Origin of the sequence: Vibrio barjaei, assembly GCF_001639065.2 — a bacterium.
GTDB lineage: Bacteria > Pseudomonadota > Gammaproteobacteria > Enterobacterales > Vibrionaceae > Vibrio > Vibrio barjaei.
On the sequence record NZ_LQXO02000064.1, the window covers coordinates 1 to 24,987 of the forward strand.

A 24,987-nucleotide genomic window follows, 5' to 3' on the forward strand; every position below is an offset into this window, starting at 1 on the left:
ATAGGTTTATATTGTTAAAGAGCTTGTTTCGAGCTTTGCTCAAAACGGACGGCCATTTTAGCGAGATAAGTTGTCGTGTCAACCACTTTTTTCAACTTATTTTACTAAGCTTCTTAGAAGCTTGAGACCTTCTGACTGGATGCGAACTTTCGTCTGCGTTCCCGTGTCAGCGAGGGGGCATTATAGAGATCGAAATCTTCTTGGCAACCCTTTTTTCGAAGTTTTTCGTGTTTTTTTATCGTTCGATTAAAAACAGCTCAAAACGACGCAAAAATCGACATTTTCTTGTTATAGCTGAGCAAATTTATCCGCAAACAAGCTGACTTTGTCCCAGTTAGTGTATTCCACTTCCTTTGAAGTATCTGTTTCTCCGCCGGTCATCGTCATAATCAGTTTAATCATAAAGCGGTCAAAAGGATTATAACGTGGGTAATACAACGCGCCGGCAAACACACCTATTAACTCCGGTTGCCAAGGTGACTTTTTCAAGAACGTCTTTATATAAGCACTGCCTTCCGGCGTGTCTTTTCCTTGTTCTTCTTTTCTTGCGGTCAGATTGACGCAGAAGAATGCGGCTTTCATTGACGCCAACTTAGTACTGTTGGCATTTAAAAACTGATAGAGCTTTTTATTTAAATGACCATATCGGATTGATGCCCCGATAAGCACTTTATCGAACTCATCAAGATTAATGTTCATCTCTTGGTGTAAATTGACGATAGTGGCGGCATTATCACCTAATTGCTCAGCAATACGCGTAATGATTTTTGTCGTTTGTCCTTCACGAGAAGAATAGAGATAGAGAACTTTTTCCACGATGTTTCCTTTACCTTAATAAGCAGGCTGGTTAACTACGCCAAAATGCAGGAGTTAATAGAATAAGAAGGGTGAACACTTCAAGTCGGCCAAATAGCATCGAAACGATGAGCACCCACTTAGCGCTATCATTGACCTCACCAAAGTGGACGGCGACTTCTCCAAGACCCGGGCCGAGATTGTTCAACGTGGCCGCAACTGCCGAGAACGCACTAAGCTCATCCATACCAGTAGCAATTAACGCTAACATACAGACCACAAACACCAGTGCGTAAGCCGAGAAAAATCCCCAAACGGCGTCCACGACACGCTGAGACAGTGCTGTCCCACCCACTTTGATGGTATATACCGCTCTCGGGTGTACAAGGCGTTTCATCTCACGAGCACCTTGCAGAGTAAGTAATAGAATACGAATTACCTTCATACCACCGCCCGTCGAGCCCGCACATCCACCAATAAAAGAAGAGAACAGTAGCAACACTGGTAAAAACAGTGGCCATTCCGAGAATCCAGTAGTGGTAAAGCCCGCCGTCGTCGAAATAGATACCGACTGGAACAGTGCCTGATCAAACGCATCGTATACAGAGTTATAGGAGTGATGCTTCAATAAAATAAGGAAGCAGATCAGAAATAACACCGCCTGTATAAAGATGAAAGCTCTAAACTCGGGATCTTTCCAATAATACTTAGGATGTACACCACCTGAAGCAAATGCAGCAAAGTGCAGAGAGTAGTTACAGGCCGATATAAGCAGGAATACCACGGTAATCATATTGATAGCATGGCTATCAAAGTAGCCCATGCTCGCATCGTGAGTAGAAAACCCACCAATCGCAATGGTTGAGAAACTATGGGCTATCGCATCAAACGGTGTCATACCAGCTACCCAGAATGCAGCTGCACAAGCGATGGTTAAGCTTAAGTAAATGTACCAAAGCGCCTTTGCTGTCTCAGCAATTCGAGGTGTCATTTTGCTGTCTTTTACTGGACCAGGAATTTCTGCTCGATATAACTGCATACCACCAATACCTAATACTGGTAAAATAGCAACCGCGAGTACAATGATCCCCATGCCCCCAAACCACTGTAGCAATTGACGGTAAAACAATATCGCTTTAGGTAACTCATCCAAACCAACAATAACCGTCGCACCAGTTGTAGTTAAGGCAGAGAAAGATTCAAAGAATGCATCGGTTATCGACACATTAGGGAAATCGGAGATAAGGAACGGTAAGGCACCGGCGCTGCCGATTACTGTCCAAAACAAAACCACAATAAGGAAGCCATCACGAGCTTTGAGCTCGTGTTTGTGGCGTCGGTTGGGAAACCAGAAAAAGCCTCCACAAACTAGTAAGACAAAAAAGGTCGTAACAAAAGGCACACCCGCACCATCACGATAGATGAGCGCGACAAGAGCTGGCGCAAGCATTGACACACTGAACAGCGCTAAAAGAAGCCCGACAATGCGGATTATGGATCGAAATTGCATATATGTTGAATGAAGCTTCGCTTCGTTACGTCCTAGTTGTGTTCTACTGGAGAAACCATTGCCTTGGCTCCACTTTTATTAATTATGCTTTGCGTGAGTGCATCAACCTTGTTCACCTCAACTTCTACAATAAGAATAACCTTATCGCTATAGTGAGATTCCACTTCTACTGCAGAACACTTACTAAGTTCAGACTGAGCTGTGGTTACAAATGCATAGTCTAACTCTAGTCGTAATTGTGTGGTGATTTTTTTTTCTATTGTTTGAATTAGCTTAAGTGCTTGTTGAACTCCACCACCATAAGCTTTCACTAATCCGCCAGTTCCGAGCTTAATTCCACCAGAATAGCGAGTAACAACGGCCGCCAATTCTCCAATCCCGGAACCACTCAACTGCGCCAAAATAGGCTTTCCTGCGGTGCCGGATGGCTCACCATCATCACTAAAGCCCCACATCATGGAATTTTCTGGACGACCAGCAACAAAGCCCCAGCAGTTATGTCTGGCACTACTGTGTTCTTTCTTCACATCATCGATAAACGCTTTAGCACTTTCAATACTGGGTGTATGGGCAATTTGTGTGATGAAGACACTCTTTTTGATTTCTTCTTCAAAAATCACAGAGTGCTCTGGTATCAAGTATGCAGTTGAGTTCATTAGGATTTATGAGATCTGTAGCCTAAAAAGGGTATTCTATCATGGGTGAATAGGATTGACTCCAAGATTGGACCACGGTCATAATGTTAAACAGTTGTTTAAAAAATGTATTGAAATTAAATTCAATGCGGTTCAATATTAGACAACTGGTCTAACCAGAAGCAAAAACAATAACTACCGCTTTCGCACAATCACGGATTGTCTGTCACGGAGAATGACAATGATTTACCAATCTGAAACCCTACAGGTAAAGGAAGTACACAACGGCATCGCCGAACTGTGTTTTAGCTCTCCCCAGTCGGTCAATAAACTTGATCTGGCTACTCTTGAAGCCCTAGACAAAGCACTTGATGCTCTTGCAGCATGGAATGATTTAAAGGGTCTAATCCTCACTACAGATAAAAGCGCATTTATCGTTGGCGCCGATATCACGGAATTCTTGGGATTGTTTGCCAAGCCAAAAGCAGAGCTCAAAGAGTGGCTTGGTTTTGCAAATAGCATCTTCAACAAGTTAGAAGACCTGCCCGTTCCAACACTTTCAGCCCTAAAAGGTCATACGCTTGGTGGCGGTTGTGAGTGTGTATTAGCAACAGATTTTAGAATTGGTGATAAAACCACCAGCATCGGCCTTCCAGAGACTAAACTTGGCATTATGCCTGGCTTTGGCGGCACCGTGCGTCTGCCACGCCTCATTGGTGCTGATAGCGCGATGGAAATCATCACACAAGGTAAAGCATGTCGCTCAGGTGAAGCGCTAAAGCTTGGTTTACTCGACGCAATCGTCGAAACCGATGCTCTATATGAATCTGCACTTAACACGATTCAATTAGCCATCAATGAGAAAATTGATTGGAAAGCACGCCGCCAAGCGAAATTGTCTCCACTGACACTGAGTAAACTTGAAGCGATGATGAGCTTCACCATGGCTAAAGGTCTTGTTGCACAGAAGGCTGGACCACATTATCCAGCGCCAATGGCAGCAGTAAAAGCCATTGAAGAAGCAGCTCGCTCTGGCCGAGATCAGGCTCTTGATATTGAAGCAAACTACTTTATTCAACTAGCTGGCTCTGATGTAGCCAACGCGCTAGTTGGTATCTTCCTTAACGACCAATACATTAAGGGTCTTGCTAAGAAAGCCGCGAAGTCAGGTAAAGACACCGAGCGTGCTGCCGTGCTAGGTGCTGGCATCATGGGTGGCGGTATTGCTTATCAGTCTGCGCTTAAAGGCGTACCCGTAATCATGAAAGATATTGCTCAGGCTTCTTTAGAGCTTGGCATGACTGAAGCATCCAAACTGCTGAACAAACGCTTGCAACGCGGTCGCATTGATGGCTTTAAGATGGCTGGCGTATTGGCATCTATCACTCCAAGCCTTCATTACGCAGGCATCGAACAGAGCGATGTGATTGTCGAAGCGGTCGTTGAAAATCCAAAGATCAAAGCGTCAGTATTGAGCGAAGTCGAAGGATTGATCGGTGAGAATACTGTCATTGCATCGAATACGTCGACGATTCCTATTAATGTGCTTGCGAAGTCACTCAAACGCCCAGAAAACTTCTGTGGTATGCACTTCTTTAATCCAGTACACCGTATGCCTCTGGTCGAAATCATTCGCGGTGAGCACACATCAGAAGAAACCATTAATCGTGTTGTGGCTTATGCAGCAAAAATGGGTAAATCACCAATCGTCGTTAATGATTGCCCAGGGTTCTTTGTTAACCGCGTACTCTTCCCATACTTTGGTGGCTTTAGTCAGCTATTAAGTGATGGTGCTGACTTTATTCAGATTGATAAAGTCATGGAGCGCAAGTTTGGCTGGCCTATGGGTCCTGCTTATCTTCTCGATGTTGTTGGTATCGATACCGCTCACCACGCTCAAGCTGTAATGGCGGAAGGTTTCCCTGAACGTATGGCTAAAGAAGAACGCGATGCTATCGATGTTCTCTTTAGTAACACTCGCTACGGTCAAAAGAATGGCTCTGGCTTCTACGCGTATACTACAGACAAGCGTGGTCGACCAAAGAAAGCACCAAGTGAAGACATCACTAGCTTGCTAGAACCGGTTTGCAAACCAAGCCAAGCGTTCGACGACGATACCATCATTCAACGTATGATGATTCCAATGATCAACGAAGTAGCACTTTGTCTTGAAGAAGGCATCATTGCAACACCACAAGAAGCCGACATGGCTCTAGTATATGGATTGGGCTTCCCTCCATTCCGCGGTGGTGTATTCCGTTACCTAGATAGTATTGGTATCGATAACTACGTAGCAATGGCGAAACAATACGAGTCATTGGGTGCAATGTACAAAGTCCCTCAGTCGCTAGTAGACATGGCAAGCTCTGGTAAGCGCTTCTATGAACTGCAGCAAACTGGCTCACTGTAATTACCCATTGGAAGAGGAATATCAAAATGAAAAATGTTGTCGTTGTTGATTGTCTTCGCACACCGATGGGTCGTTCCAAAGGTGGTGCATTTAGGCATCAACGTGCTGAAGATCTATCAGCGCATCTTATGAAAGGGATCTTGGCTCGCAACCCACAAGTCAAACCTGAAGAAATTGAAGATATCTATTGGGGCTGTGTGCAGCAAACATTAGAGCAAGGCTTTAACGTGGCACGTAATGCTGCACTGCTCGCGGGTTTACCTATTGAAATTGGCGCGGTTACCGTTAACCGTTTGTGTGGTTCATCAATGCAAGCTCTGCATGACGCGGCACGCTCTATCATGGTAGGCGACGCAGAAATCTGTCTTATCGGTGGTGTAGAACACATGGGTCATGTCCCAATGACTCATGGCGTTGACTTTCATCCGCAACTGTCAAAGAACGTTGCAAAAGCAGCAGGCATGATGGGTTTAACGGCTGAGATGCTAGGTAAACTCCATGGAATTAGCCGCGAACAACAAGATGAGTTCGCTGCCCGCAGTCACCAACGTGCACAAGCTGCAACCGTAGAAGGACGCTTCAAAAACGAAATTCTACCAACAGAAGGTCACGCAGAAGACGGCTCTCTCTTCACTTTAGATTACGATGAAGTTATTCGTCCGGAAACTAACGTGGAAGGTCTATCTAAGCTACGTCCTGTATTTGACCCTGCAAACGGCACGGTCACAGCAGGGACTTCATCTGCGTTATCTGATGGTGCTTCTGCCATGCTGATCATGAGTGAAGATAAAGCTAACGAGCTAGGTTTACCTATTCGTGCAAAAATCCGCTCAATGGCCATTGCTGGTTGTGATCCTTCTATTATGGGTTATGGTCCAGTACCTGCGACTCAAAAAGCACTGAAGCGTGCAGGTTTGACAATGGATGATATTGACATTGTTGAACTTAATGAAGCATTTGCTGCTCAGTCACTGCCATGTGCTAAGGATCTGGGTCTATTGGATGTGGTTGATGAGAAAGTAAACCTTAACGGTGGTGCTATCGCACTTGGACACCCATTGGGCTGCTCAGGCTCTCGCATTTCCACCACGCTTATCAATATTATGGAAAGCAAAGATGCGAAGATCGGTCTAGCGACCATGTGTATTGGTTTGGGTCAGGGCATTGCGACCATATTCGAACGTCCATAACCCCATCTGAACGTAAAAACAGCTCCGCTTGCGGAGCTGTTTTTATTTATGCATAAAATGCATACATCAAATGTTCAAGTTTCATTTTTTTTTTACCTATTTGTCGCCTACACTCTGCTGCAGATAACACGTCAACTCATTGGAGACAACCATGTTCAAAGCACTGTTACTTAACCAAGAAGATAAAAAAACAATCGCTACTATTTCACAAGTAGATGAGTCTCAGCTTCCAGAAGGTAATGTAAAAATAGATGTAAAATATTCATCTTTGAACTACAAAGATGGGTTGGCGATTACGGGTAAAGGCAAAATTATTCGCAATTTCCCAATGGTACCGGGTATCGATCTTTCTGGCGTAGTGTCTCAATCTGATGACCCTCGTTATAAGGAAGGCGACGAAGTGGTTCTCACTGGCTGGGGGGTCGGTGAGAATCACTGGGGTGGCATGGCAGAGAAAGCAAGCCTAAACGGTGATTGGTTAGTACCAATGCCTGCTGGTCTAGATGCAGAAAAGGTCATGGCTATCGGTACTGCTGGCTTCACGGCTATGCTTTGCGTACAAGCGATTGTTGATGCTGGCATCAAACCAGAAGATGGTGAAGTATTGGTAACTGGCGCAAGTGGTGGTGTAGGCAGTGTATCAGTAACGCTACTAAACCAACTCGGCTACAAAGTCGCAGCAGTCACAGGTCGTGCTTCAGAAAATGGTGAATTACTCACTTCTCTTGGCGCTTCTCGTATTGTTGAACGTAGTGAGCTTGAAGAACCAGCTAAGCCACTTGAGCGTCAAGTTTGGGCTGCAGCGGTTGACACTGTAGGTAGCAAACTTCTCGCGAAAGTATTGGCTCAAATGAACTATAACGGTGTGGTCGCAGCATGTGGTCTGGCAGGTGGTTTTGATTTGCCAACAACCGTTATGCCATTCATTCTACGTAATGTCCGCCTACAGGGTATTGACTCAGTAATGTGCCCTCGCGAGAAACGTATCAAAGCATGGGAACAATTGGCAACTTTACTTCCTGAGTCCTACTACGCTCAAGCAAGCAAAACAGTGGCATTGGAAGAAGCTATTCAAGCTGCAGAAGATATCACTAATGGTGCTATCACTGGTCGTGTGACAATTAAGATCTAATCTTAGATAACATATACTATTGAAAAGGCTCTCATCATGAGAGCCTTTTGTATTTAGTACGCCTTAGTACCGAGTATTTGCTTATTATTAGCAGGGCTTGGTTTACCGTACTCTCCATTATGATTATGAAAAGCTTCTTTCGTCGACTTAATGTCACCATCAAAGCGTGGATCCTGTGGTCGTTCATGGCTATCCATAAACAACGCGATATCCCAAGCTTGCTGATCTGTTAATGTTCCACCTTGCCCTAAAGGCATATTGTGTTTTATGAACGTAGCAGCAGTATTTACTCGATGCATTCCTGCTCCCCAGTTAAAACTATCCGGTCCCCAAAGTGCAGGAAAGACATAACGTCCACCCACCTGTCGTCCTTGTCCATTTTCGCCATGGCATACAGAACATTCTTCTTGATAAGCCTTTTCGCCACGCTTGTAACTAGGTGCCTTCACAGGTTTATCTAGTTTTCCAAATCCTCTTCCAGGCAACTTATTATCAACAGACACTCCAAACGACAACCAATAAGAGTAAGCATTAAGGTCCAATATTTCTTGGCTTAATACCTCTGGGGGCTGGCCATCTTTTGCATTCATAGAATAAAGAAAACAACCTTGCAATCGATCTTCAAACGTATTTACTCGTTTATTTTTAGAACGATAGGCAGGGTAAGATACAAAAGCAGCCCACATAGGTGCCGCATTGGCTACACTCCCCCCTCCGAGATGGCAATTGGTGCAGTTCATACCATTATTCACTCTTCCCGTCGGTTTCAATTGCTGGGTATTCATAAACAATGAATACCCACGCTTTATCGACTCCCCCATTTCACCCTTTGGTAAGTTATCCCAATGAGATACTTGATGAAGGGTTTCACCTTCGTTCAACGCCCTACCAGGCTCTATGGGGTGAAGCTCTTTATATTGATCAGCAAAGGCAACGAAAGGAGAACCAGCAAGCAAAGCGATTAGATAATGAGTTTTCATAAAGAACCTCCTTGCGATGAGAAATATTCCGCAACAGCTTCGATCTCTTCTTCACTGAGTGCTTTAGAAATAGTGACCATCGTCCCTAGCAAACCCGGAGGACGTTGGTCATTTTTCCAAGCGTTGAGTTGATTGATTAAGTAGTCTTTATTTTGCCCCATAAGCATAGGAAAACTTGGTGCAACACCCACCCCATTGGGCCCGTGGCAACTAACACAAGCTGGTACATTGCTATTCCATTTACCACTGTATGCTATTCGTTCACCCAATGGCATATCAGCAGGCCACTTATCACCTCGCCATTGCAAGGTTTCAGGAGTATCAACGGGAATGGAGGCATAGAAATCAGCAGCGAGTACCAGCTGATCATCTGCAACGTCGTGAACGATAGGCTCCATAAAGCTGCTAGTTCGATGGCCAGATTTAAACGCAAGGACTTGAGCCTCTAAGTAGGCTTTAGGCTGCCCTCGAAGGTTAGGGATAGTGTTTTCTCTACCAACACCATCAGAACCATGGCAGTCGATACACGCCTCCATGATGTTATTGGCGAGAGCAGTATGAGTAAGGCTTATAGCAGCTAGCCCAACGATAATCCTTTTGATATTCATTGCTCATTCCTTTGTTGTTTTTAAGTAAAACTAGGATAAAGATTAGTGAATACAAGGAAATGAAGGTCTCAATTCGACCGACTGCTAGCCTAACCCTACATCTTCAATTCTTTTAGTAATCAATTTGCCACATTCTTGTTTCAACACTTTGCGCAACCATTGCTGGGACTCAGAAGTATCGCAGCGTGAATGCCAAATCAACGAATAATCAAATGGTGTGAACGCAAATGGCAATGGCTTAATCACTAAGTCATATCGCTCTGCCACCAAATACGCTAGATCGGCAGGAACGGTAATAATAAGAGGCATGGAATCAACAATCGCCAATGCGGCTTCAAGGTGATAAGCCCGTAACACCATTCTTCTTGGGTTCTGATTAACCAATGCAGCATCAAGTAATGATTTTACACCATCACTTATCGCAATCATGGCGTGCGGCGCATTAATATAGTCTTCGAGTAATAGTGGCTTTTCCGCAAGTGGGTGCTGTTTAGACACTAAACATGAAACCCCTACAGGACCTAATATATCTTGATGCAAAGGTGAGACAGAACCTGATGGTCTGCAGATAGCCATATCTACCTTATCGGTACTCAATTGCTTAAAGAGGCTTTCGTGTTGCAGTGGAGCAAACTCTAGCGAAATGTTAGGCGCCTGCTGATACACCATAGGTAAGGCATAAGGAAGTATGGTCTGCATAGCGTAGTCAGTGGTGGCGATAAGAAAACGCTCATTGCAGTAATATGGATTGAACTCACTCGGTGTTAGAAGTTGGCGGAATGATTCTAACGGCGCATCAATTTGTTTGCAGATTTCCAATGCTTTACTGGTAGGAATGATTCGTTGCCCTTGACGGGTAAACAGTGGATCGCCCAATAAGTCTCTAAGCCGACCTAAAACACGACTGGTTGCCGACTGACTAAGGTTCAAGCGCACAGCAGTTTGACTAACACTACCTTCCTCGACCAACACTTTTAACGCAACCAACAGATTCAAGTCACGACGATAGATTTCTTCCAGTTCCATAAACACTTCCTAACGGGTTCTTTTATAGTGTACACCGAGCCTGAATATCTTTACCTAGCGCCAGATAAAAAAAATCCCGCCTTTGACAGCGGGGAAGCCCAAGAAAATGGGGATAGTGTCGGAATGTCGTATAGTGTTAGAAATCTAAATTAGCCAGATGTTTATAAAATGTTAACTTTCTTGTTCTTCTGAAACATCTTGCCAGCGTCTCATCTCAATCCAAATCCCTAGGATTGAAGCACTTAATCCAATTAAAGGAACAAAGCTTGGCTCTGCTGAAGTCTTTAATACCAAGGCACAGAACGCAATAAAGCAAAGCACTGAATAAATCGTCAATCTATCTAAAGCGGTTAACATAGCTACTCCCCTGCTTCTTTGTTACCAACTTGTTAAATAAAGTTAAAACAAAAAAATCCATTTGCCAAGAGTTATTGCATATTTTTTCTTCATAAGTAGAATTTGAGCTGTTTTTTATAGATTAGAGCACACCATGACAATCAATACAGACCTAGCAACGCAAACATTAGAAGCAGAAGGCTTGCGCTGCCCAGAGCCAGTGATGATGGTCAGGAAGACAATTCGTAAAATGGAACAAGGGGAAGTGTTGTTAGTGAAAGCAGACGATCCTTCTACTACGAGAGACATCCCAAGCTTCTGTCGTTTTATGGATCACCAATTACTTGGATCACAAACGGAATCCATACCTTACCTTTACTTAATCAAGAAAGGTCTGGCGTAAAGAATCAAAAAAGGCTGCATCATGCAGCCTTTTTACTATTCATCATATTCAAGCGTTCGGACTTCCGATTGCAACTGCTTAATCTGCTTTTGCATCGCACGTATTTCCTTGTGCATGGGAATAAGATGTTGCACCCTAATCCACGACTCTACAGAGAGCCCAGCCATCACAATGGCACCGACTACCATAGGTGTCCACATGTCGGTGAGCACCATTCCAAGAACCGTTAAAACAAAACCGAACGTAAATAAAGAACTCTGACTTTTTGCGGTCATTCCTGTGTAACGTGTAAGCATAGTATTGCCCTCTCGCTAGGATCCACATAATTAAAGTAGCATGACAATTGTGACACTAATATGTCACACATCACGAAACTCACTAGATTCGAGCCAGAGTTTGATCTTAAATAAATTACCGTTAGCTAGTTGATATTGTTATTAAAAAACTGCCGCACCAATTGCTAATAATACAAACAGAATAGCGGTCACTCGGCGAATCCAATCTAATGGCAATTTATCCGCCGACAACTTACCTATCAGTACCACCGGAACATTCGCCAACAACATACCAATGGTAGTTCCTAGGACCACCAGCATTAAGGCATCGGCATACTGCGCCCCTAATATCGATGTCGCAATTTGAGTTTTGTCACCAATCTCTGCGATAAAAAACGCTATGAAACTGGCCACAAACGGGCCTTTGTTGGAAATGCTTTCCTCTTCATCCAGTTTATCGGGAATCAGTACCCACCCAGCCATGGCTACGAAACTTACGACAACAACCCACTTCAGAACTTGAGGCGAAAGGTAATCGGCGACGACAACTCCTAACCAAGCAGCAAGTGCATGGTTGGCTATCGTTGCCAGAAAAATGGCTGCAATAATGGGAATAGGTTTACGGTAACGACTGGCTAACAACAATGAGAGAAGTTGGGTTTTATCCCCAATCTCAGCTAAGGCGACAGTAGTAATTGAAATAGCTAAAACGCTCACGACATGCTCTAAGGGGCAGGGATTATAGTTTTAAACCTATAGATAAACCTCGCGCCCCACCCCGGTTCACGATGTTTATCTAAGGTCTTGCTAAACTTGTTGGCACAAGTCTCGAACGCCATGGTGATTTTGCACCAATTATGTTGACGAACGAATTCTGACTCTTGTTAGAGCCCGAATAAGCTACTCCCCAAAGATGGCGGTATTGTAATCACACTAACCATCAAATTCAACAATAACACTTTCCCATAAGCCGCAGTTAAGCGAGAAAAGCAAAAAACTGACCTTTTTTCGCATAATGACGATTAATTAACCACTTTTACCCCTACTCCCCCAAGGAATTACTGGGTATACTTGATCGTTATTTTTACCTTTTTCAGATAAAGAATCGCGCGAATTGACTATGCAAAAATACGATATCAAAACCTTCCAGGGAATGATCCTCGCGCTGCAGGATTATTGGGCACAAAATGGCTGTACCATTGTACAACCTCTAGATATGGAAGTAGGTGCGGGCACCTCTCACCCAATGACATGTTTGCGCGCACTTGGCCCTGAGCCAATGTCGACAGCTTATGTCCAACCATCTCGTCGTCCGACTGACGGCCGCTATGGTGAAAACCCGAACCGACTACAGCACTACTATCAATTTCAGGTAGCGCTAAAGCCATCTCCAGACAACATTCAGGAGTTATATCTAGGCTCACTAGAAGTACTTGGTATCGACCCATTAGTGCATGACATTCGCTTCGTAGAAGACAACTGGGAAAACCCAACACTTGGTGCTTGGGGTCTTGGTTGGGAAGTATGGCTAAACGGTATGGAAGTCACTCAGTTTACTTACTTCCAGCAAGTGGGTGGTCTTGAGTGTAAGCCAGTAACCGGCGAGATCACTTATGGTATCGAGCGTCTTGCTATGTATATCCAAGAAGTTGACTCTGTTTACGATCTAGTTTGGAACACAGCGCCAGACGGAAGCAAAGTGACTTATGGTGATATCTTCCACCAAAACGAAGTTGAGCAATCCACATACAACTTTGAGCATGCTGACGTTGACTTCCTATTTTCATATTTCGATCAATGTGAGAAAGAAACTAAAGAGCTACTCGAACTAGAGAAACCTCTTCCTCTTCCGGCTTACGAGCGCATTCTGAAAGCCGCCCACGCGTTCAACTTGCTTGATGCTCGCAAAGCTATCTCTGTAACAGAGCGCCAACGTTACATTCTTCGCATCCGCAACCTGACTAAGTCAGTAGCAGAAGCATACTACGCATCACGTGAAGCACTTGGCTTCCCTATGTGTAAGAAATAAGGCGAGGAGACAGTAATCATGGCAAAAGAATTTCTAATTGAACTAGGTACTGAAGAGCTACCACCAACACAACTTCGCACTCTTGCTGAAGCATTTGCAGCAAACTTCGAGTCTGAACTTAAAGATGCAGACCTAGCACACGAAGGTGTGAAGTGGTATGCCGCACCTCGTCGCTTAGCACTTAAGGTTTCAGCGCTGGCTGAAGGTCAAGCTGACAAAGTGGTTGAAAAGCGCGGGCCAGCAGTATCGGTAGCATTTGATGCTGATGGCAATGCAACTAAAGCAGCACAAGGCTGGGCTCGTGGTAACGGTATTACTGTTGACCAAGCAGAGCGTCTAGTGACTGACAAAGGTGAATGGCTGCTATTCAAACAAGAGGTGAAAGGTCAGGCAACGTCTGAGATCATCGTTGAAATTGCAGCGAAAGCACTCGCTAATCTACCTATCGCTAAGCCAATGCGTTGGGGTGATAAAACCACTCAATTTATCCGCCCAGTTAAAACACTGACGATGCTAATGGGTTCTGACCTTATTGAAGGCGAAATCCTAGGCGTAGCGTCTGATCGTACTATCCGTGGTCACCGCTTTATGGGTGAGCAAGAATTCACTATCGAATCAGCAGAGCAATACCCAGCGATCCTCGAAGAACGCGGCAAAGTGATGGCTGACTATGACGCACGTAAAGCCATCATTCTAGCGGACTCTCAAAAAGCAGCGGCAGCGGTTGGCGGTGTAGCGGATCTCGAAGATGACTTAGTCGAAGAAGTGACGTCTCTGGTTGAATGGCCAGTAGTACTCACTGCGAAGTTTGAAGAAGAATTCCTAAAAGTACCTTCTGAAGCGTTGGTTTACACCATGAAGGGTGACCAAAAATACTTCCCGGTTTATGACGAGAACAAGAAGCTACTACCAAACTTCATTTTCGTTTCTAACATCGAATCGAAAGAGCCTCGCTACGTTATCGAAGGTAACGAGAAGGTTGTACGTCCTCGTCTAGCCGATGCCGAGTTCTTCTTTAATACAGATCGCAAGCGCCCGCTTATCGACCGTCTACCTGAACTAGAGCAAGCTATCTTCCAGAAGCAGCTTGGCACTATCAAAGACAAGACGGATCGCATCACTGAGCTTGCTGGCTACATCGCTGAGCAAATCGATGCTGATGTTGAAAAGTCTAAGCGTGCAGGTCTACTGGCTAAATGTGACCTAATGACATCTATGGTATTCGAGTTTACCGATACTCAAGGTGTGATGGGTATGCATTATGCCACGCACGACGGTGAAGATGAGCAAGTAGCACTAGCACTATACGAGCAATACATGCCTCGTTTTGCAGGCGATAACCTACCAAGCACTGGTATCTCATCCGCTGTCGCGATGGCAGACAAGCTAGATACTATTGTTGGTATCTTCGGTATTGGTCAAGCACCTAAGGGCTCTGACCCATTTGCACTTCGTCGTGCATCGCTAGGTGTGTTGCGTATCATCGTAGAAAACGGCTACAGCTTAGACCTTACAGACCTTATAGCAAAAGCGAAGTCACTATTTGGCGACAAGCTAACCAATGCAAATGTTGAAGAAGACGTACTTGAGTTTATGCTTGGTCGTTTCAATGCATGGTACAAAGACGAAGGCTTCAGCGTAGACATCATCCAGGCGGTGTTAGCACGTCGTCCAACTAAACCTGCAGACTTTGACCAGCGTGTGAAAGCAGTATCTCACTTCCGCGAACTGGAAGCGGCGGAATCACTTGCTGCAGCAAACAAGCGTGTCGGCAATATCCTAGCGAAGTTTGATGGCGAACTCGCAGCCGATATCGACCTTGCACTTCTACAAGAAGATGCAGAAAAAGTACTGGCAGAAAACGTAGAAGTCATGACAGAAGCACTAGAGCCTGCTTTCGCTACAGGTAACTACCAAGAAGCGCTAAGCAAACTGGCAGATCTTCGTGAACCGGTTGATGCTTTCTTCGACAACGTAATGGTGATGGCAGACGATGAGGCGCTAAAGAAAAACCGCCTAACACTACTGAACAACCTACGTAACCTATTCTTGCAAATTGCCGATATCTCACTGATTCAAAAGTAATTTTCTAGAAAAACAGCAAAAGCCCAGTTACCTAACTGGGCTTTTTTTTATTCCCACCACAAATAGTGCTTTGCCTCACAGTTTCATTAATGTATGTTCAAACATTAATCTTGCCACCAGCAGGATAAAAAACCGAAAAAATATAACAAGTGAACACAATGAACTAGGTACAGCAATGCAATTTTCTAAGTTTGGTGAAAAATTTAATCGTTACTCAGGTATTACCCAATTAATGGATGATCTTAATGATGGCCTCCGCACTCCAGGTGCCATTATGCTCGGAGGTGGCAACCCAGCCGCTATCCCAGCAATGCTCGAGTACTTTCACCAAGCCAGTGCCGATATGCTCGCCAATGGCGACCTCGTCGCAGCTATGGCTAACTACGATGGTCCACAAGGTAAAGATGCCTTTGTTAAAGCGCTTGCTAAGCTGCTTCGTGAAACCTATGGCTGGGCAATAACAGAAAAGAACATCAGCCTAACCAATGGTAGTCAAAGCGGCTTTTTCTATTTGTTCAACTTGCTTGCAGGTAAACAATCCGATGGCTCGCACAAGAAAATTCTATTGCCTATTGCTCCAGAGTATATTGGCTATGGTGACGCGGGCATTGACGAAGATATCTTCGTCTCTTATCACCCAGAGATTGAATTACTCGACGGTGGCTTATTCAAATACCATGTGGATTTTGAACACCTGAAAATCGATGATTCGGTTGCAGCTATCTGTGCCTCGCGTCCAACCAACCCGACGGGTAACGTGCTGACTGACGAAGAGATCCACAAGCTCGATAAACTGGCTCGTGCTAACAATATCCCACTGATTATTGATAATGCTTATGGTCTGCCATTCCCAAACATCATTTTTGAAGATGTAGAACCATTTTGGAATGAAAACACCATCCTATGTATGAGCTTATCCAAACTTGGGTTACCTGGCTTGCGCTGCGGCATTGTTATTGCGAGTGAAGAAGTCACGCAAGCGATGACCAATATGAATGGCATCATTAGTCTTGCTCCTGGGAGCTTTGGTCCTGCGCTTGCCAATCATATGATTGAAAAAGGAGATCTGCTGGATTTAAGTTCGAATGTCATTAAGCCCTTCTATCAACAGAAATCACTGCGTGCGGTAGAGCTACTGCAATCAGCCATAACCGACCCACGTTTTAGAATTCACAAACCAGAGGGTGCAATTTTCTTATGGCTTTGGTTTGATGAATTACCGATTACTACCATGGAGCTGTACCAACGACTGAAAGACCGTGGTGTATTAATTGTTCCTGGTGAATACTTCTTTATTGGCCAAGAAGACGAATGGGATCACGCTCATCAGTGCTTACGCATGAACTACGTACAAGACGATGACAAGATGCAGCAAGGCATCGCTATCATTGCGGAAGAGGTAGCAAGAGCCTACTCAGAAGCCTAACACTAAAAAGAGCGCCTTATGGCGCTCTTTCACTCTTTATTTCCGAGAATTATTTCAAGGCTGATGATTAGCCTTCGATCAGTTTATTACCACCGATCTCAATTTTACGCGGTTTCATCGCTTCTGGTATTTCACGTTCTAGGTCAACGTGAAGCAAGCCATTCTCCATGCTTGCACCAACCACCTTCACATAGTCAGCTAGTTGGAACTTACGCTCAAAATCGCGCTCTGCTATGCCTTGGTAAACATAGTTTTTACCTTCTTCAGCTTTACGCTCACCCTTAACAATCAATAGATTCTCTTTTTGAGTAAGATCGAGCTGCTCTTCAGCAAAGCCAGCCACAGCCATAGTGATACGGAAGTGGTTCTCGTCTTGTTGTTCGATGTTATACGGAGGGTAACCGCCTGAAGCGTTTTTCGCGGTGTTCGCTTCCATCATATTAAATAGACGATCGAAGCCGATTGCGTTGCGGTATAAAGGAGTGAAATCTACAGTTCTCATAATACTATCCTCAGTTAAGCAATAGTCTTAGCTCTATTATTCATAAGAACTAAGGGGATTCATGGCTTATTCCCTGATGTTTGTTGATAAACGGGACATAAGTTGGAATCAATCTAAATAGTGTGCTGCCACCGTTATCCTCTCTTGAGCAATAAGGGATCAGCTATTTCCGAGGCCCATAAGTTGGCATCCTCTTCATTACCTTATATAGGGATGATGCACTCCATATTCAAGAGAGCCCTACTCTTTTTTCTATAAACGGACACTCACTATCAACAATAAGAATACGCGAGTAATAAAAAACGCCACCCTAAGGCAGCGTTTTTTTGTTTAGCAGAACAACCCGTCTATACGTCTAGGTTGGCCACTTTCAGTGCGTTTTCTTCGATGAAGTTACGACGAGGTTCTACTTGGTCACCCATCAACGTGGTAAACAGTTGATCAGCGCCAACCGCGTCTTCAATCGTCACCTGCATCATACGACGAGTCTCTGGATCCATGGTTGTTTCCCACAGCTGATCAGGGTTCATCTCACCCAGACCTTTATAGCGTTGTAGGCTTAAACCACGACGTGACTCTTTGATTAACCACTCAAGAGCATCAACGAAGTTAGTAATTTCTTGAGTACGCTCACCACGTTTGATGTAAGCACCCTCTTCAATCAGACCGTCTAACGCTTCTGACGTATCTGCCAATTGGCGATACTCTTTCGAGTTAAGTAGATCAACACTGATAACGTGCTCATGAGTCACGCCATGGGTACGAACCACAACTTTAGGTAGGTTTACACCCAGTTCAGCGTGCTGTTCTACTTCAAAGCTGTATTGACTTGCGCCCACTTCTTTGTTGTTTAGCTGCTCAACAAGCTGTTTAGACCATGCTTCCACCGCCGCAGCGTCATGACATTGCTCAGCAGTTAGACGCGGTACATACATGAATTCGCCAACCATAGCATGTGGATAACGACGACTCATGCGGTCAACAGTTTTAACTGCAGCATTGTATTGCTGAACTAGCTTCTCAAGAGCTTCACCAGCCAGTGCAGGTGCTTCAGAATTAACATGCAGTGCAGCGTTATCTAGAGCCAGAGATACTTGATACTGGTTCATGGCATCTTCATCTTTAATATACTGCTCTTGTTTGCCTTTCTTCACTTTGTAAAGTGGTGGCTGAGCAATATATACGTAGCCACGCTCAATAAGCTCTGGCATTTGACGATAGAAGAACGTTAATAGCAGCGTACGAATGTGAGAACCATCCACGTCCGCATCGGTCATGATAATGATGTTGTGATAACGCAGTTTGTCTGGGTTATATTCATCACGACCAATACCACAGCCAAGTGCCGTGATCAGCGTTGCCACTTCTTGAGAAGACAGCATTTTGTCGAAGCGCGCTTTTTCTACGTTAAGGATTTTACCTTTAAGTGGAAGAATCGCTTGGTTCTTACGGTTACGACCCTGCTTAGCACTACCGCCCGCAGAGTCACCCTCCACTATGTATAGTTCAGAAAGCGCTGGGTCTTTCTCCTGGCAGTCAGCCAGTTTACCTGGTAGACCGGCTAAATCTAATGCACCTTTACGACGAGTCATCTCACGAGCTTTACGTGCTGCATCACGAGCACGAGCAGCGTCGATGATCTTGGTACAAACAATCTTCGCTTCACCAGGGTTCTCAACAAGGAACTCAGACAGTTTCTCACCCATCGCAGACTCAACCGCTGATTTCACTTCCGATGAAACCAACTTGTCTTTGGTTTGGCTTGAGAACTTAGGATCTGGCACTTTCACCGAAACGATAGCAGTTAGACCTTCACGCGCATCATCGCCTGATGTCGCAGTTTTCGCTTTCTTAGAAAAGCCTTCTTTATCCATAAACGTGTTCAGCGTACGCGTTAACGCCGCACGGAAGCCAGCAAGGTGAGTACCACCATCACGTTGAGGGATATTGTTAGTAAAGCAATAGATGTTTTCTTGGTAACCATCGTTCCACTGCATCGCCACTTCGACAGTAATACCGTCATCACGCTCGTTATCGAAGTGGAAGATTTTTTGGATGATTGGTGTTTTATTGGTGTTTAAGTGCTCAACAAACGCTTGGATACCACCTTCAAACATGAAGTGGTCCATTTTGTCTTCTTCGCGCTTATCAATCAGCTTGATAGACACACCAGAGTTTAGGAACGATAGCTCACGAAGACGCTTTGCTAAGATATCGTAATGGAACTCAATGTTAGTGAAGGTTTCTTCACTTGGCCAGAAGCGGATTTCCGTACCCGTTTTATCCGTATCACCAACCACAGCGAGTGGCGCTTCTGGCTCACCGTGGTGATAGGTTTGAGTATGAATTTGACCGCCACGATGAATGGTTAGCGTCACTTTTTTCGACAAGGCGTTTACTACCGAAACACCTACACCGTGCAGACCACCCGATACTTTGTATGAGTTGTCATCAAACTTACCACCCGCGTGAAGTACCGTCATGATAACTTCCGCAGCAGAAACCTGCTCTTCTGGGTGCATTTCAGTCGGGATACCACGACCATCATCGCTAACAGAAACAGAGTTGTCCTCATGGATTGTCACAATAATGTCGTTACAGTGACCAGCCAACGCTTCATCAATTGAGTTATCAACCACCTCAAAAACCATGTGGTGCAGACCGGTTCCATCGTCCGTGTCACCAATGTACATTCCCGGACGCTTACGTACTGCATCCAGACCCTTTAGTACCTTAATACTCGATGAATCGTAATTTTCTGACATGAGTTTCTCTCACTATTTACCTGGTTCTATTGTGCCATGTTCCACATGAAACATCTTGCCATTTTCGTCAATCATATCGGCGACTTGGCTTTGGGTAATAGAACTTACAAAAACTTGAGCGTTCGTCTGTTTTAGGTAATCCGCTAAGCGTTTACGACGAAGGCTATCTAATTCGGAAGCAAAGTCATCTATTAAATAAATGCACTGCTTACCAGTCAACTCGGCGAGATGCTGTCCCTGCGCTAAACGCAGTGCACACATCATCAGTTTTAGCTGACCTCGAGACAACACATCCTCAACTGGCGTGTTGTTCACTTTAATTCTTAAGTCGGCTTTATTAGGACCACTAAAGGTGTACCCTAAGCTCTGGTCTCGTTCAAAGTTGCGCTCTAATAGCTCAGCATAGGGCGTGTCTTTTTCCCAACCACGGTAGTAGCCAAGTTTGATTTCAAACTCGGGCAAAAACGACTGACACATTTCCTCGGCAAGAGTTTGCATCTGTTCGACATAACACCGACGCCAATCATCAATTTGTTCCGCCAACTGGGCCAAATCACGATCCCAATAGCTCAATTCTCGATAACTGGTCGCGCTCTTAAGTAGAGCATTACGTTGCTTACTTAAACGCTTAAATCGTCCCCAAGCTTCATGAAAGCCCGGTTCAGAGTGAAACACACCCCAGTCGATAAAAGCACGGCGAAATTTTGGTCCATCCGTCAGTAATTCAAACCCTTCTGGATGAATTAATTGCAGCGGTAACACCTTGGCAAGCTGAGCCAACTTTTGCCCAGATTGACCGCCTATTTTAACCTCAGTTGAGCCATCACGCTGCTTATTAATGCCAACGGGTATCTCAAATTGATCCGAGTTCAAAAAACGGCCATGAACAAACAGCTCTTGGCAGTCATTTTGAATCACTCGACCTGTTAGCGAGCTCTTAAAAGAGCGTCCATGACCGAGTAGATAAATGGCTTCTAAGACACTGGTTTTGCCACTGCCGTTAGGGCCAATAATAAAGTTAAAGCCTGTAGATAGTTCTATATCACAGGCTTTAATATTACGAAATTGCTGTACCATTAAGCGCGTAAGCGGCATAACATCATGCCTAGCTTAGAGACGAATCGGCATCACCACATACATGGCACTGTCATCTTCGCTATTTTCAATCAACGCACTCGCATTGGCATTCGACATAGAAATACGGACCTGATCGCAACGCAGCGTGTTCAGTACATCTAAAACGTATGACACATTGAAACCAATTTCTAATGCATCGCCTTGGAACTCGACGTCTAACATTTCTTCCGCTTCTTCCTGTTCAGGGTTATTCGCGGTAATGCGCATTTCGTTCTGGTCTAGATTGACTCGCACACCACGGAACTTCTCATTAGAAAGAATAGCGGCGCGTGAGAATGCTTGTCGTAGTTCGTCGCAGTTGGCTTCCAGTGTTTTATCGGTATTTTGCGGCAAAACGCGGCGATAATCAGGGAAACGACCATCAACAAGCTTAGAAGTAAAGATAAAGTTATTCACTTCTGCGCGGATATTAGAGCTGCCAATTTGCAGCGTCACTGGTTGCTCTGGAGCATCTAATAACTTAGACAGCTCCTGCACGCCTTTGCGCGGAACAATAATTTGTTTGTTGTCAAAACTGCCTTCAAGTGACACCAAAGCAACTGCCATACGGTGGCCATCAGTGGCAACAGAACGAAGCGTGTTTTGGTCTAACTCAAACAGCATACCGTTGAGATAATAACGAACGTCTTGGTTCGCCATTGAAAATTGTGTTTTTTCTATCAGTGATTTAAGTTCGGCTTGAGTAACGGTCACTGCCACTTCTTGTTGCCAATCTTCAATATTTGGGAAGTCGCTGGCTGGTAAAGTCGATAGCGAGAAACGACTGCGTCCAGAACGCACTTGTACACGATCGCCTTCTAATACAATAGTGATAGTAGAGTCATCCGGCAATCCACGACAAATATCTAGGAACTTGCGTGAAGGTACCGTCACACTACCCGCTTCAAACTCACTCTCTAGCGTCACTTTACTTACTAGCTCAACTTCTAAGTCGGTTGCAGTAAGAGAAAGCACCCCTTCTTCAACCTTCAACAGCAAATTGCCCAAAATAGGTAATGTTGGTCGCCCACCTAGCGCGCCAGAGACTTGTTGTAACGGCTTTAATAAGTGATGACGTTCGATAGTAAATTTCATAGATAACTCTTCGTAAAGCTGGCAATCCATGCCACTTATATGCGAAATACAATAACTTGAATGCTAATTATAGCGATTATGCCACTATTATGAAGAAAGCGTACGAATTAAGTTCGAATAGTCTTCTTTAATATCGTGACTTTCTTCGCGTAGCTGAGCAATCTTACGACAAGCATGAAGCACTGTGGTGTGGTCACGACCACCAAATGCATCGCCAATTTCCGGAAGACTGTGGTTGGTAAGCTCTTTTGCCAAAGCCATCGCCAACTGGCGAGGACGCGCAACCGAACGAGAGCGACGTTTTGACAATAAGTCGGCCACTTTAATCTTGTAGTACTCAGCAACGGTCTTTTGAATGTTGTCTATGGTGACTAGCTTCTCTTGTAGTGCTAATAGATCGCGCAGCGCCTCTCGAACAAAGTCGATAGTGATAGGACGGCCAGTAAAGTTCGCGTTGGCGATAACACGGTTAAGTGCCCCTTCCAACTCACGAACATTAGAACGTAAGCGCTTAGCAATAAAGAACGCCACCTCATCAGCAAGGTGAATTTGATGATCTTCTGCTTTCTTCATCAAAATTGCCACGCGAGTTTCAAGCTCTGGTGGCTCGATCGCAACCGTCAAACCCCAACCGAAACGGGATTTTAGACGATCCTCTACCCCATTTATCTCTTTAGGGTAGCGATCAGAGGTAAGAATGATCTGTTGGTTACCTTCTAATAGAGCATTGAAGGTATGGAAGAACTCTTCTTGAGAACGTTCTTTATTAGCAAAGAACTGAATATCATCGATAAGCAATGCGTCAACGCTACGATAGTAACGTTTAAATTCTTCAATCGCGTTGTTTTGTAGTGCTTTTACCATGTCTTGAACAAAACGTTCAGAGTGCATGTACACAACTTTCGCGTTCGGCTTGTTATCAACAATCGCATTGCCTACCGCATGCAGCAAGTGGGTTTTACCTAGACCAGTACCGCCGTATAAAAACAGCGGGTTGTATGCTGCACCAGGATTATCCGCAACTTGACGCGCAGCAGCTAAGCCGAGTTGGTTCGACTTACCTTCAACGAAATTATTGAATTTATGCTTGATATTAACGTTCGAGCGATGATTGATATCTGAGACTTCAGCCTCATCGTCCCACGTTTTATGCACAGGCTGACGTGCTTGCAACTGTGCTGGCGCTGAAGATTCTGCCGCTACATCAGCGGCCGTCTTAACAGGCTTAGGCGCTGGTGGCGCAGAAACTGGCTTACTGCCGACTTCAAAACGTAAGTTAGGTACGTCATTACCGCAATACTCTTTAAGTAAACGGTTGATGCTGTTTAAGTATCTGTCACGTACCCAATCTAATACAAAGCGATTAGGCGCAAATAGAGTTAGGGTGTTGTCATTAAGTTCAGCTTGTAATGGTCTGACCCACATGCTGAATTCGGTAGCGGGTAGCTCTTCTTGTAGTCGTTGCGAACATTGCAACCAAAGCGAAGATGACACGGTGCTCTCACTCTATTTATTTGAATTGGAAAAGATTGGTAATTTTACCTGTTGATAACCAAGATCGCCAGTAAATGATCAGTGATCCAGTGAATAAGATCTAAGTTATTCACAATTTTTTCGGTTGAATTCGCTTGATCCACACAATTTGCCCTAATTTTACTCACAAATGAATGCACAAAACACAGATCTACCCACAAAAGCAGTCTGTTGATCTAACTTGTGTATAGATCAACGTTAAAGCTGTCATTATCTTTTTGTTTACTATTGATAGAGTGATGAAAAAGTCAGCGTTCACCCCCGAGTTTGTTATGGTTAATAACAACTAGTTATTTAACTTATCGACATGTTTACCAGTAACATCCTCTCCATAAATATCAGGAGTAGTAAAATGAAAAACTGGATTAAAGGCCTTCTAACCGCTTTAGCGCTTTCTGCAACCGTATCTCAAGCAGCATATGCTGCGACACAACAAGAAGTGAAAGTCGGCATGTCTGGTCGCTACTTCCCATTTACGTTTGTTAAACAAGACAAGTTACAAGGGTTTGAAGTCGACCTTTGGGATGAAATTGGTCGTCGCAATGACTATAACGTAGAGTACGTGACGGCAAACTTTTCAGGTTTGTTTGGTTTGCTTGAGACCGGTCGTATCGACACGATTTCTAACCAAATCACTATGACAGACGCTCGTAAAGCGAAATATCTGTTCGCAGACCCATATGTAGTTGATGGTGCTCAAATTACCGTTCGAAAAGGTAATGACAGCATTCAAGGTATCGATGATTTAGCAGGTAAAACAGTCGCAGTGAACCTTGGGTCAAACTTCGAACAACTGCTACGTAGTTACGATAAAGACGGCAAAATCACCATCAAAACTTACGATACAGGTATTGAACATGACGTCGCGCTAGGCCGTGCTGATGCTTTTGTTATGGATCGCCTTTCTGCACTTGAACTGATCAAGAAAACAGGCCTGCCACTGCAACTTGCAGGTCAACCTTTTGAAACCATCGAGAATGCTTGGCCATTCGTAAACAACGAAAAAGGTCAAAAGCTGCAACAAGAAGTAAATAGCGCACTGGCAGACATGCGAGCTGATGGTACGCTAGCAAAAATCTCTGAGAAGTGGTTTGGTGCTGATATCACTAAAAAGTAAGTGATTACTATTGATACGC

General features: G+C 44.5%; 22 protein-coding genes. 8 read left to right on the top strand and 14 right to left on the bottom strand.

What is annotated here, in order from left to right; translation table 11 throughout:
• Positions 1 to 288: 288 nt before the first annotated feature.
• From hemG to AWH66_RS24880, 3 genes are read right to left on the bottom strand one after another with little or no spacing between them, the layout of a single operon-like run.
• Complete coding sequence (gene hemG / locus AWH66_RS24870; RefSeq protein WP_063604541.1) at positions 289 to 816, bottom strand: menaquinone-dependent protoporphyrinogen IX dehydrogenase; 528 nt, start codon at positions 814 to 816, stop codon at positions 289 to 291.
• Positions 817 to 847: 31 nt separating this feature from the next.
• Positions 848 to 2,305 carry a TrkH family potassium uptake protein gene (locus AWH66_RS24875; RefSeq protein WP_062463395.1) on the bottom strand — a complete coding sequence of 486 codons (1,458 nt, stop codon included), beginning with the start codon at positions 2,303 to 2,305 and terminating at the stop codon, positions 848 to 850.
• 32 nt (positions 2,306 to 2,337) lie between these two features.
• Positions 2,338 to 2,961: a YigZ family protein gene (locus AWH66_RS24880; RefSeq protein ID WP_063604542.1), complete on the bottom strand. Its 624-nt coding sequence runs from the start codon at positions 2,959 to 2,961 to the stop codon at positions 2,338 to 2,340.
• Between the two features lie 220 nt (positions 2,962 to 3,181).
• Between AWH66_RS24880 and fadB the strand changes: the two genes are divergently transcribed.
• From fadB to acuI, 3 genes are all read left to right on the top strand, one after another.
• Positions 3,182 to 5,350: a fatty acid oxidation complex subunit alpha FadB gene (fadB, locus tag AWH66_RS24885; RefSeq protein ID WP_063604543.1), complete on the top strand. Its 2,169-nt coding sequence runs from the start codon at positions 3,182 to 3,184 to the stop codon at positions 5,348 to 5,350.
• A gap of 26 nt (positions 5,351 to 5,376) precedes the next feature.
• On the top strand, positions 5,377 to 6,540 hold the full coding sequence (gene fadA / locus AWH66_RS24890; protein ID WP_038224190.1) for an acetyl-CoA C-acyltransferase FadA: 1,164 nt from the start codon (positions 5,377 to 5,379) through the stop codon (positions 6,538 to 6,540).
• A 151-nt stretch (positions 6,541 to 6,691) separates the two neighbouring features.
• Entirely contained in the window at positions 6,692 to 7,672 is a 981-nt protein-coding gene (gene acuI / locus AWH66_RS24895; protein ID WP_038224188.1) for an acrylyl-CoA reductase (NADPH), read from the top strand.
• Positions 7,673 to 7,725: 53 nt separating this feature from the next.
• Here the strand turns inward: acuI and AWH66_RS24900 are convergent, their stop codons facing one another.
• The 4 genes from AWH66_RS24900 to AWH66_RS24915 all read right to left on the bottom strand — a co-directional run bounded on the left by AWH66_RS24900 (position 7,726) and on the right by AWH66_RS24915 (position 10,643).
• On the bottom strand, positions 7,726 to 8,652 hold the full coding sequence (locus AWH66_RS24900) for a c-type cytochrome (protein ID WP_063604544.1): 927 nt from the start codon (positions 8,650 to 8,652) through the stop codon (positions 7,726 to 7,728).
• On the bottom strand, positions 8,649 to 9,260 hold the full coding sequence (locus tag AWH66_RS24905) for a c-type cytochrome (protein WP_051867648.1): 612 nt from the start codon (positions 9,258 to 9,260) through the stop codon (positions 8,649 to 8,651). Before AWH66_RS24905 ends, AWH66_RS24900 begins: the two co-directional genes overlap by 4 nt.
• 84 nt (positions 9,261 to 9,344) lie before the next feature.
• The gene (locus AWH66_RS24910; protein ID WP_063604545.1) at positions 9,345 to 10,286 is read right to left on the bottom strand and encodes a LysR family transcriptional regulator; all 942 of its coding nucleotides are present in this window, start codon (positions 10,284 to 10,286) and stop codon (positions 9,345 to 9,347) included.
• A 171-nt stretch (positions 10,287 to 10,457) separates the two neighbouring features.
• Complete coding sequence (locus AWH66_RS24915) at positions 10,458 to 10,643, bottom strand: hypothetical protein (RefSeq protein WP_006075104.1); 186 nt, start codon at positions 10,641 to 10,643, stop codon at positions 10,458 to 10,460.
• Between the two features lie 133 nt (positions 10,644 to 10,776).
• Here AWH66_RS24915 and tusA point away from each other — a divergent pair, with 133 nt between their 5' ends.
• The gene (tusA, locus tag AWH66_RS24920) at positions 10,777 to 11,025 is read left to right on the top strand and encodes a sulfurtransferase TusA (protein ID WP_006075103.1); all 249 of its coding nucleotides are present in this window, start codon (positions 10,777 to 10,779) and stop codon (positions 11,023 to 11,025) included.
• A 35-nt stretch (positions 11,026 to 11,060) separates the two neighbouring features.
• On the opposite strand, the gene AWH66_RS24925 is transcribed toward tusA, so the two are convergent.
• Together AWH66_RS24925 and AWH66_RS24930 are read right to left on the bottom strand one after the other, a co-directional pair.
• Positions 11,061 to 11,321: a hypothetical protein gene (locus AWH66_RS24925; RefSeq protein WP_063604546.1), complete on the bottom strand. Its 261-nt coding sequence runs from the start codon at positions 11,319 to 11,321 to the stop codon at positions 11,061 to 11,063.
• Positions 11,322 to 11,462: 141 nt separating this feature from the next.
• Positions 11,463 to 12,017, bottom strand: coding sequence for a TMEM165/GDT1 family protein (locus tag AWH66_RS24930; RefSeq protein ID WP_038224185.1), 555 nt, complete (start codon positions 12,015 to 12,017; stop codon positions 11,463 to 11,465).
• Between the two features lie 403 nt (positions 12,018 to 12,420).
• Between AWH66_RS24930 and glyQ the strand changes: the two genes are divergently transcribed.
• From glyQ to AWH66_RS24945, 3 genes are all read left to right on the top strand, one after another.
• Positions 12,421 to 13,329 carry a glycine--tRNA ligase subunit alpha gene (gene glyQ, locus AWH66_RS24935; RefSeq protein WP_063604547.1) on the top strand — a complete coding sequence of 303 codons (909 nt, stop codon included), beginning with the start codon at positions 12,421 to 12,423 and terminating at the stop codon, positions 13,327 to 13,329.
• Between the two features lie 18 nt (positions 13,330 to 13,347).
• On the top strand, positions 13,348 to 15,414 hold the full coding sequence (gene glyS / locus AWH66_RS24940) for a glycine--tRNA ligase subunit beta (protein ID WP_063604548.1): 2,067 nt from the start codon (positions 13,348 to 13,350) through the stop codon (positions 15,412 to 15,414).
• 175 nt (positions 15,415 to 15,589) lie between these two features.
• Complete coding sequence (locus AWH66_RS24945; protein WP_063604549.1) at positions 15,590 to 16,840, top strand: valine--pyruvate transaminase; 1,251 nt, start codon at positions 15,590 to 15,592, stop codon at positions 16,838 to 16,840.
• Between the two features lie 67 nt (positions 16,841 to 16,907).
• On the opposite strand, the gene AWH66_RS24950 is transcribed toward AWH66_RS24945, so the two are convergent.
• From AWH66_RS24950 to dnaA, 5 genes are all read right to left on the bottom strand, one after another.
• Positions 16,908 to 17,342 carry an Hsp20 family protein gene (locus AWH66_RS24950; RefSeq protein ID WP_006075097.1) on the bottom strand — a complete coding sequence of 145 codons (435 nt, stop codon included), beginning with the start codon at positions 17,340 to 17,342 and terminating at the stop codon, positions 16,908 to 16,910.
• 347 nt (positions 17,343 to 17,689) lie between these two features.
• On the bottom strand, positions 17,690 to 20,107 hold the full coding sequence (gene gyrB / locus AWH66_RS24955) for a DNA topoisomerase (ATP-hydrolyzing) subunit B (RefSeq protein WP_063604550.1): 2,418 nt from the start codon (positions 20,105 to 20,107) through the stop codon (positions 17,690 to 17,692).
• A gap of 12 nt (positions 20,108 to 20,119) precedes the next feature.
• Positions 20,120 to 21,202, bottom strand: coding sequence for a DNA replication/repair protein RecF (recF, locus tag AWH66_RS24960; protein ID WP_063604551.1), 1,083 nt, complete (start codon positions 21,200 to 21,202; stop codon positions 20,120 to 20,122).
• Positions 21,203 to 21,217: 15 nt separating this feature from the next.
• Positions 21,218 to 22,318, bottom strand: a complete 1,101-nt coding sequence (gene dnaN, locus AWH66_RS24965; protein ID WP_063604552.1) for a DNA polymerase III subunit beta — start codon at positions 22,316 to 22,318, stop codon at positions 21,218 to 21,220.
• A gap of 87 nt (positions 22,319 to 22,405) precedes the next feature.
• Positions 22,406 to 23,812 (bottom strand): chromosomal replication initiator protein DnaA, encoded by a 1,407-nt coding sequence (gene dnaA, locus AWH66_RS24970; RefSeq protein WP_038224178.1) that lies wholly within the window; start codon positions 23,810 to 23,812, stop codon positions 22,406 to 22,408.
• A gap of 391 nt (positions 23,813 to 24,203) precedes the next feature.
• Here dnaA and AWH66_RS24975 point away from each other — a divergent pair, with 391 nt between their 5' ends.
• Positions 24,204 to 24,968 (top strand): amino acid ABC transporter substrate-binding protein, encoded by a 765-nt coding sequence (locus tag AWH66_RS24975; RefSeq protein ID WP_063604553.1) that lies wholly within the window; start codon positions 24,204 to 24,206, stop codon positions 24,966 to 24,968.
• Positions 24,969 to 24,987 lie beyond the last annotated feature (19 nt).

Excerpts from the sequence above, each read along its gene's own strand:
- AWH66_RS24875 (WP_062463395.1), bottom strand. The coding sequence starts at position 2,305 with ATGCAATTTCGATCCATAATCCGCATTGTCGGGCTTCTTTTAGCGCTG.
- AWH66_RS24880 (WP_063604542.1), bottom strand. The coding sequence starts at position 2,961 with ATGAACTCAACTGCATACTTGATACCAGAGCACTCTGTGATTTTTGAA.
- fadB (WP_063604543.1), top strand. The coding sequence starts at position 3,182 with ATGATTTACCAATCTGAAACCCTACAGGTAAAGGAAGTACACAACGGC.
- fadA (WP_038224190.1), top strand. The coding sequence starts at position 5,377 with ATGAAAAATGTTGTCGTTGTTGATTGTCTTCGCACACCGATGGGTCGT.
- acuI (WP_038224188.1), top strand. The coding sequence starts at position 6,692 with ATGTTCAAAGCACTGTTACTTAACCAAGAAGATAAAAAAACAATCGCT.
- AWH66_RS24900 (WP_063604544.1), bottom strand. The coding sequence starts at position 8,652 with ATGAAAACTCATTATCTAATCGCTTTGCTTGCTGGTTCTCCTTTCGTT.
- AWH66_RS24905 (WP_051867648.1), bottom strand. The coding sequence starts at position 9,260 with ATGAATATCAAAAGGATTATCGTTGGGCTAGCTGCTATAAGCCTTACT.
- AWH66_RS24910 (WP_063604545.1), bottom strand. The coding sequence starts at position 10,286 with ATGGAACTGGAAGAAATCTATCGTCGTGACTTGAATCTGTTGGTTGCG.
- AWH66_RS24915 (WP_006075104.1), bottom strand. The coding sequence starts at position 10,643 with ATGTTAACCGCTTTAGATAGATTGACGATTTATTCAGTGCTTTGCTTT.
- tusA (WP_006075103.1), top strand. The coding sequence starts at position 10,777 with ATGACAATCAATACAGACCTAGCAACGCAAACATTAGAAGCAGAAGGC.
- AWH66_RS24925 (WP_063604546.1), bottom strand. The coding sequence starts at position 11,321 with ATGCTTACACGTTACACAGGAATGACCGCAAAAAGTCAGAGTTCTTTA.
- glyQ (WP_063604547.1), top strand. The coding sequence starts at position 12,421 with ATGCAAAAATACGATATCAAAACCTTCCAGGGAATGATCCTCGCGCTG.
- glyS (WP_063604548.1), top strand. The coding sequence starts at position 13,348 with ATGGCAAAAGAATTTCTAATTGAACTAGGTACTGAAGAGCTACCACCA.
- AWH66_RS24945 (WP_063604549.1), top strand. The coding sequence starts at position 15,590 with ATGCAATTTTCTAAGTTTGGTGAAAAATTTAATCGTTACTCAGGTATT.
- AWH66_RS24950 (WP_006075097.1), bottom strand. The coding sequence starts at position 17,342 with ATGAGAACTGTAGATTTCACTCCTTTATACCGCAACGCAATCGGCTTC.
- gyrB (WP_063604550.1), bottom strand. The coding sequence starts at position 20,107 with ATGTCAGAAAATTACGATTCATCGAGTATTAAGGTACTAAAGGGTCTG.
- recF (WP_063604551.1), bottom strand. The coding sequence starts at position 21,202 with ATGCCGCTTACGCGCTTAATGGTACAGCAATTTCGTAATATTAAAGCC.
- dnaN (WP_063604552.1), bottom strand. The coding sequence starts at position 22,318 with ATGAAATTTACTATCGAACGTCATCACTTATTAAAGCCGTTACAACAA.
- AWH66_RS24975 (WP_063604553.1), top strand. The coding sequence starts at position 24,204 with ATGAAAAACTGGATTAAAGGCCTTCTAACCGCTTTAGCGCTTTCTGCA.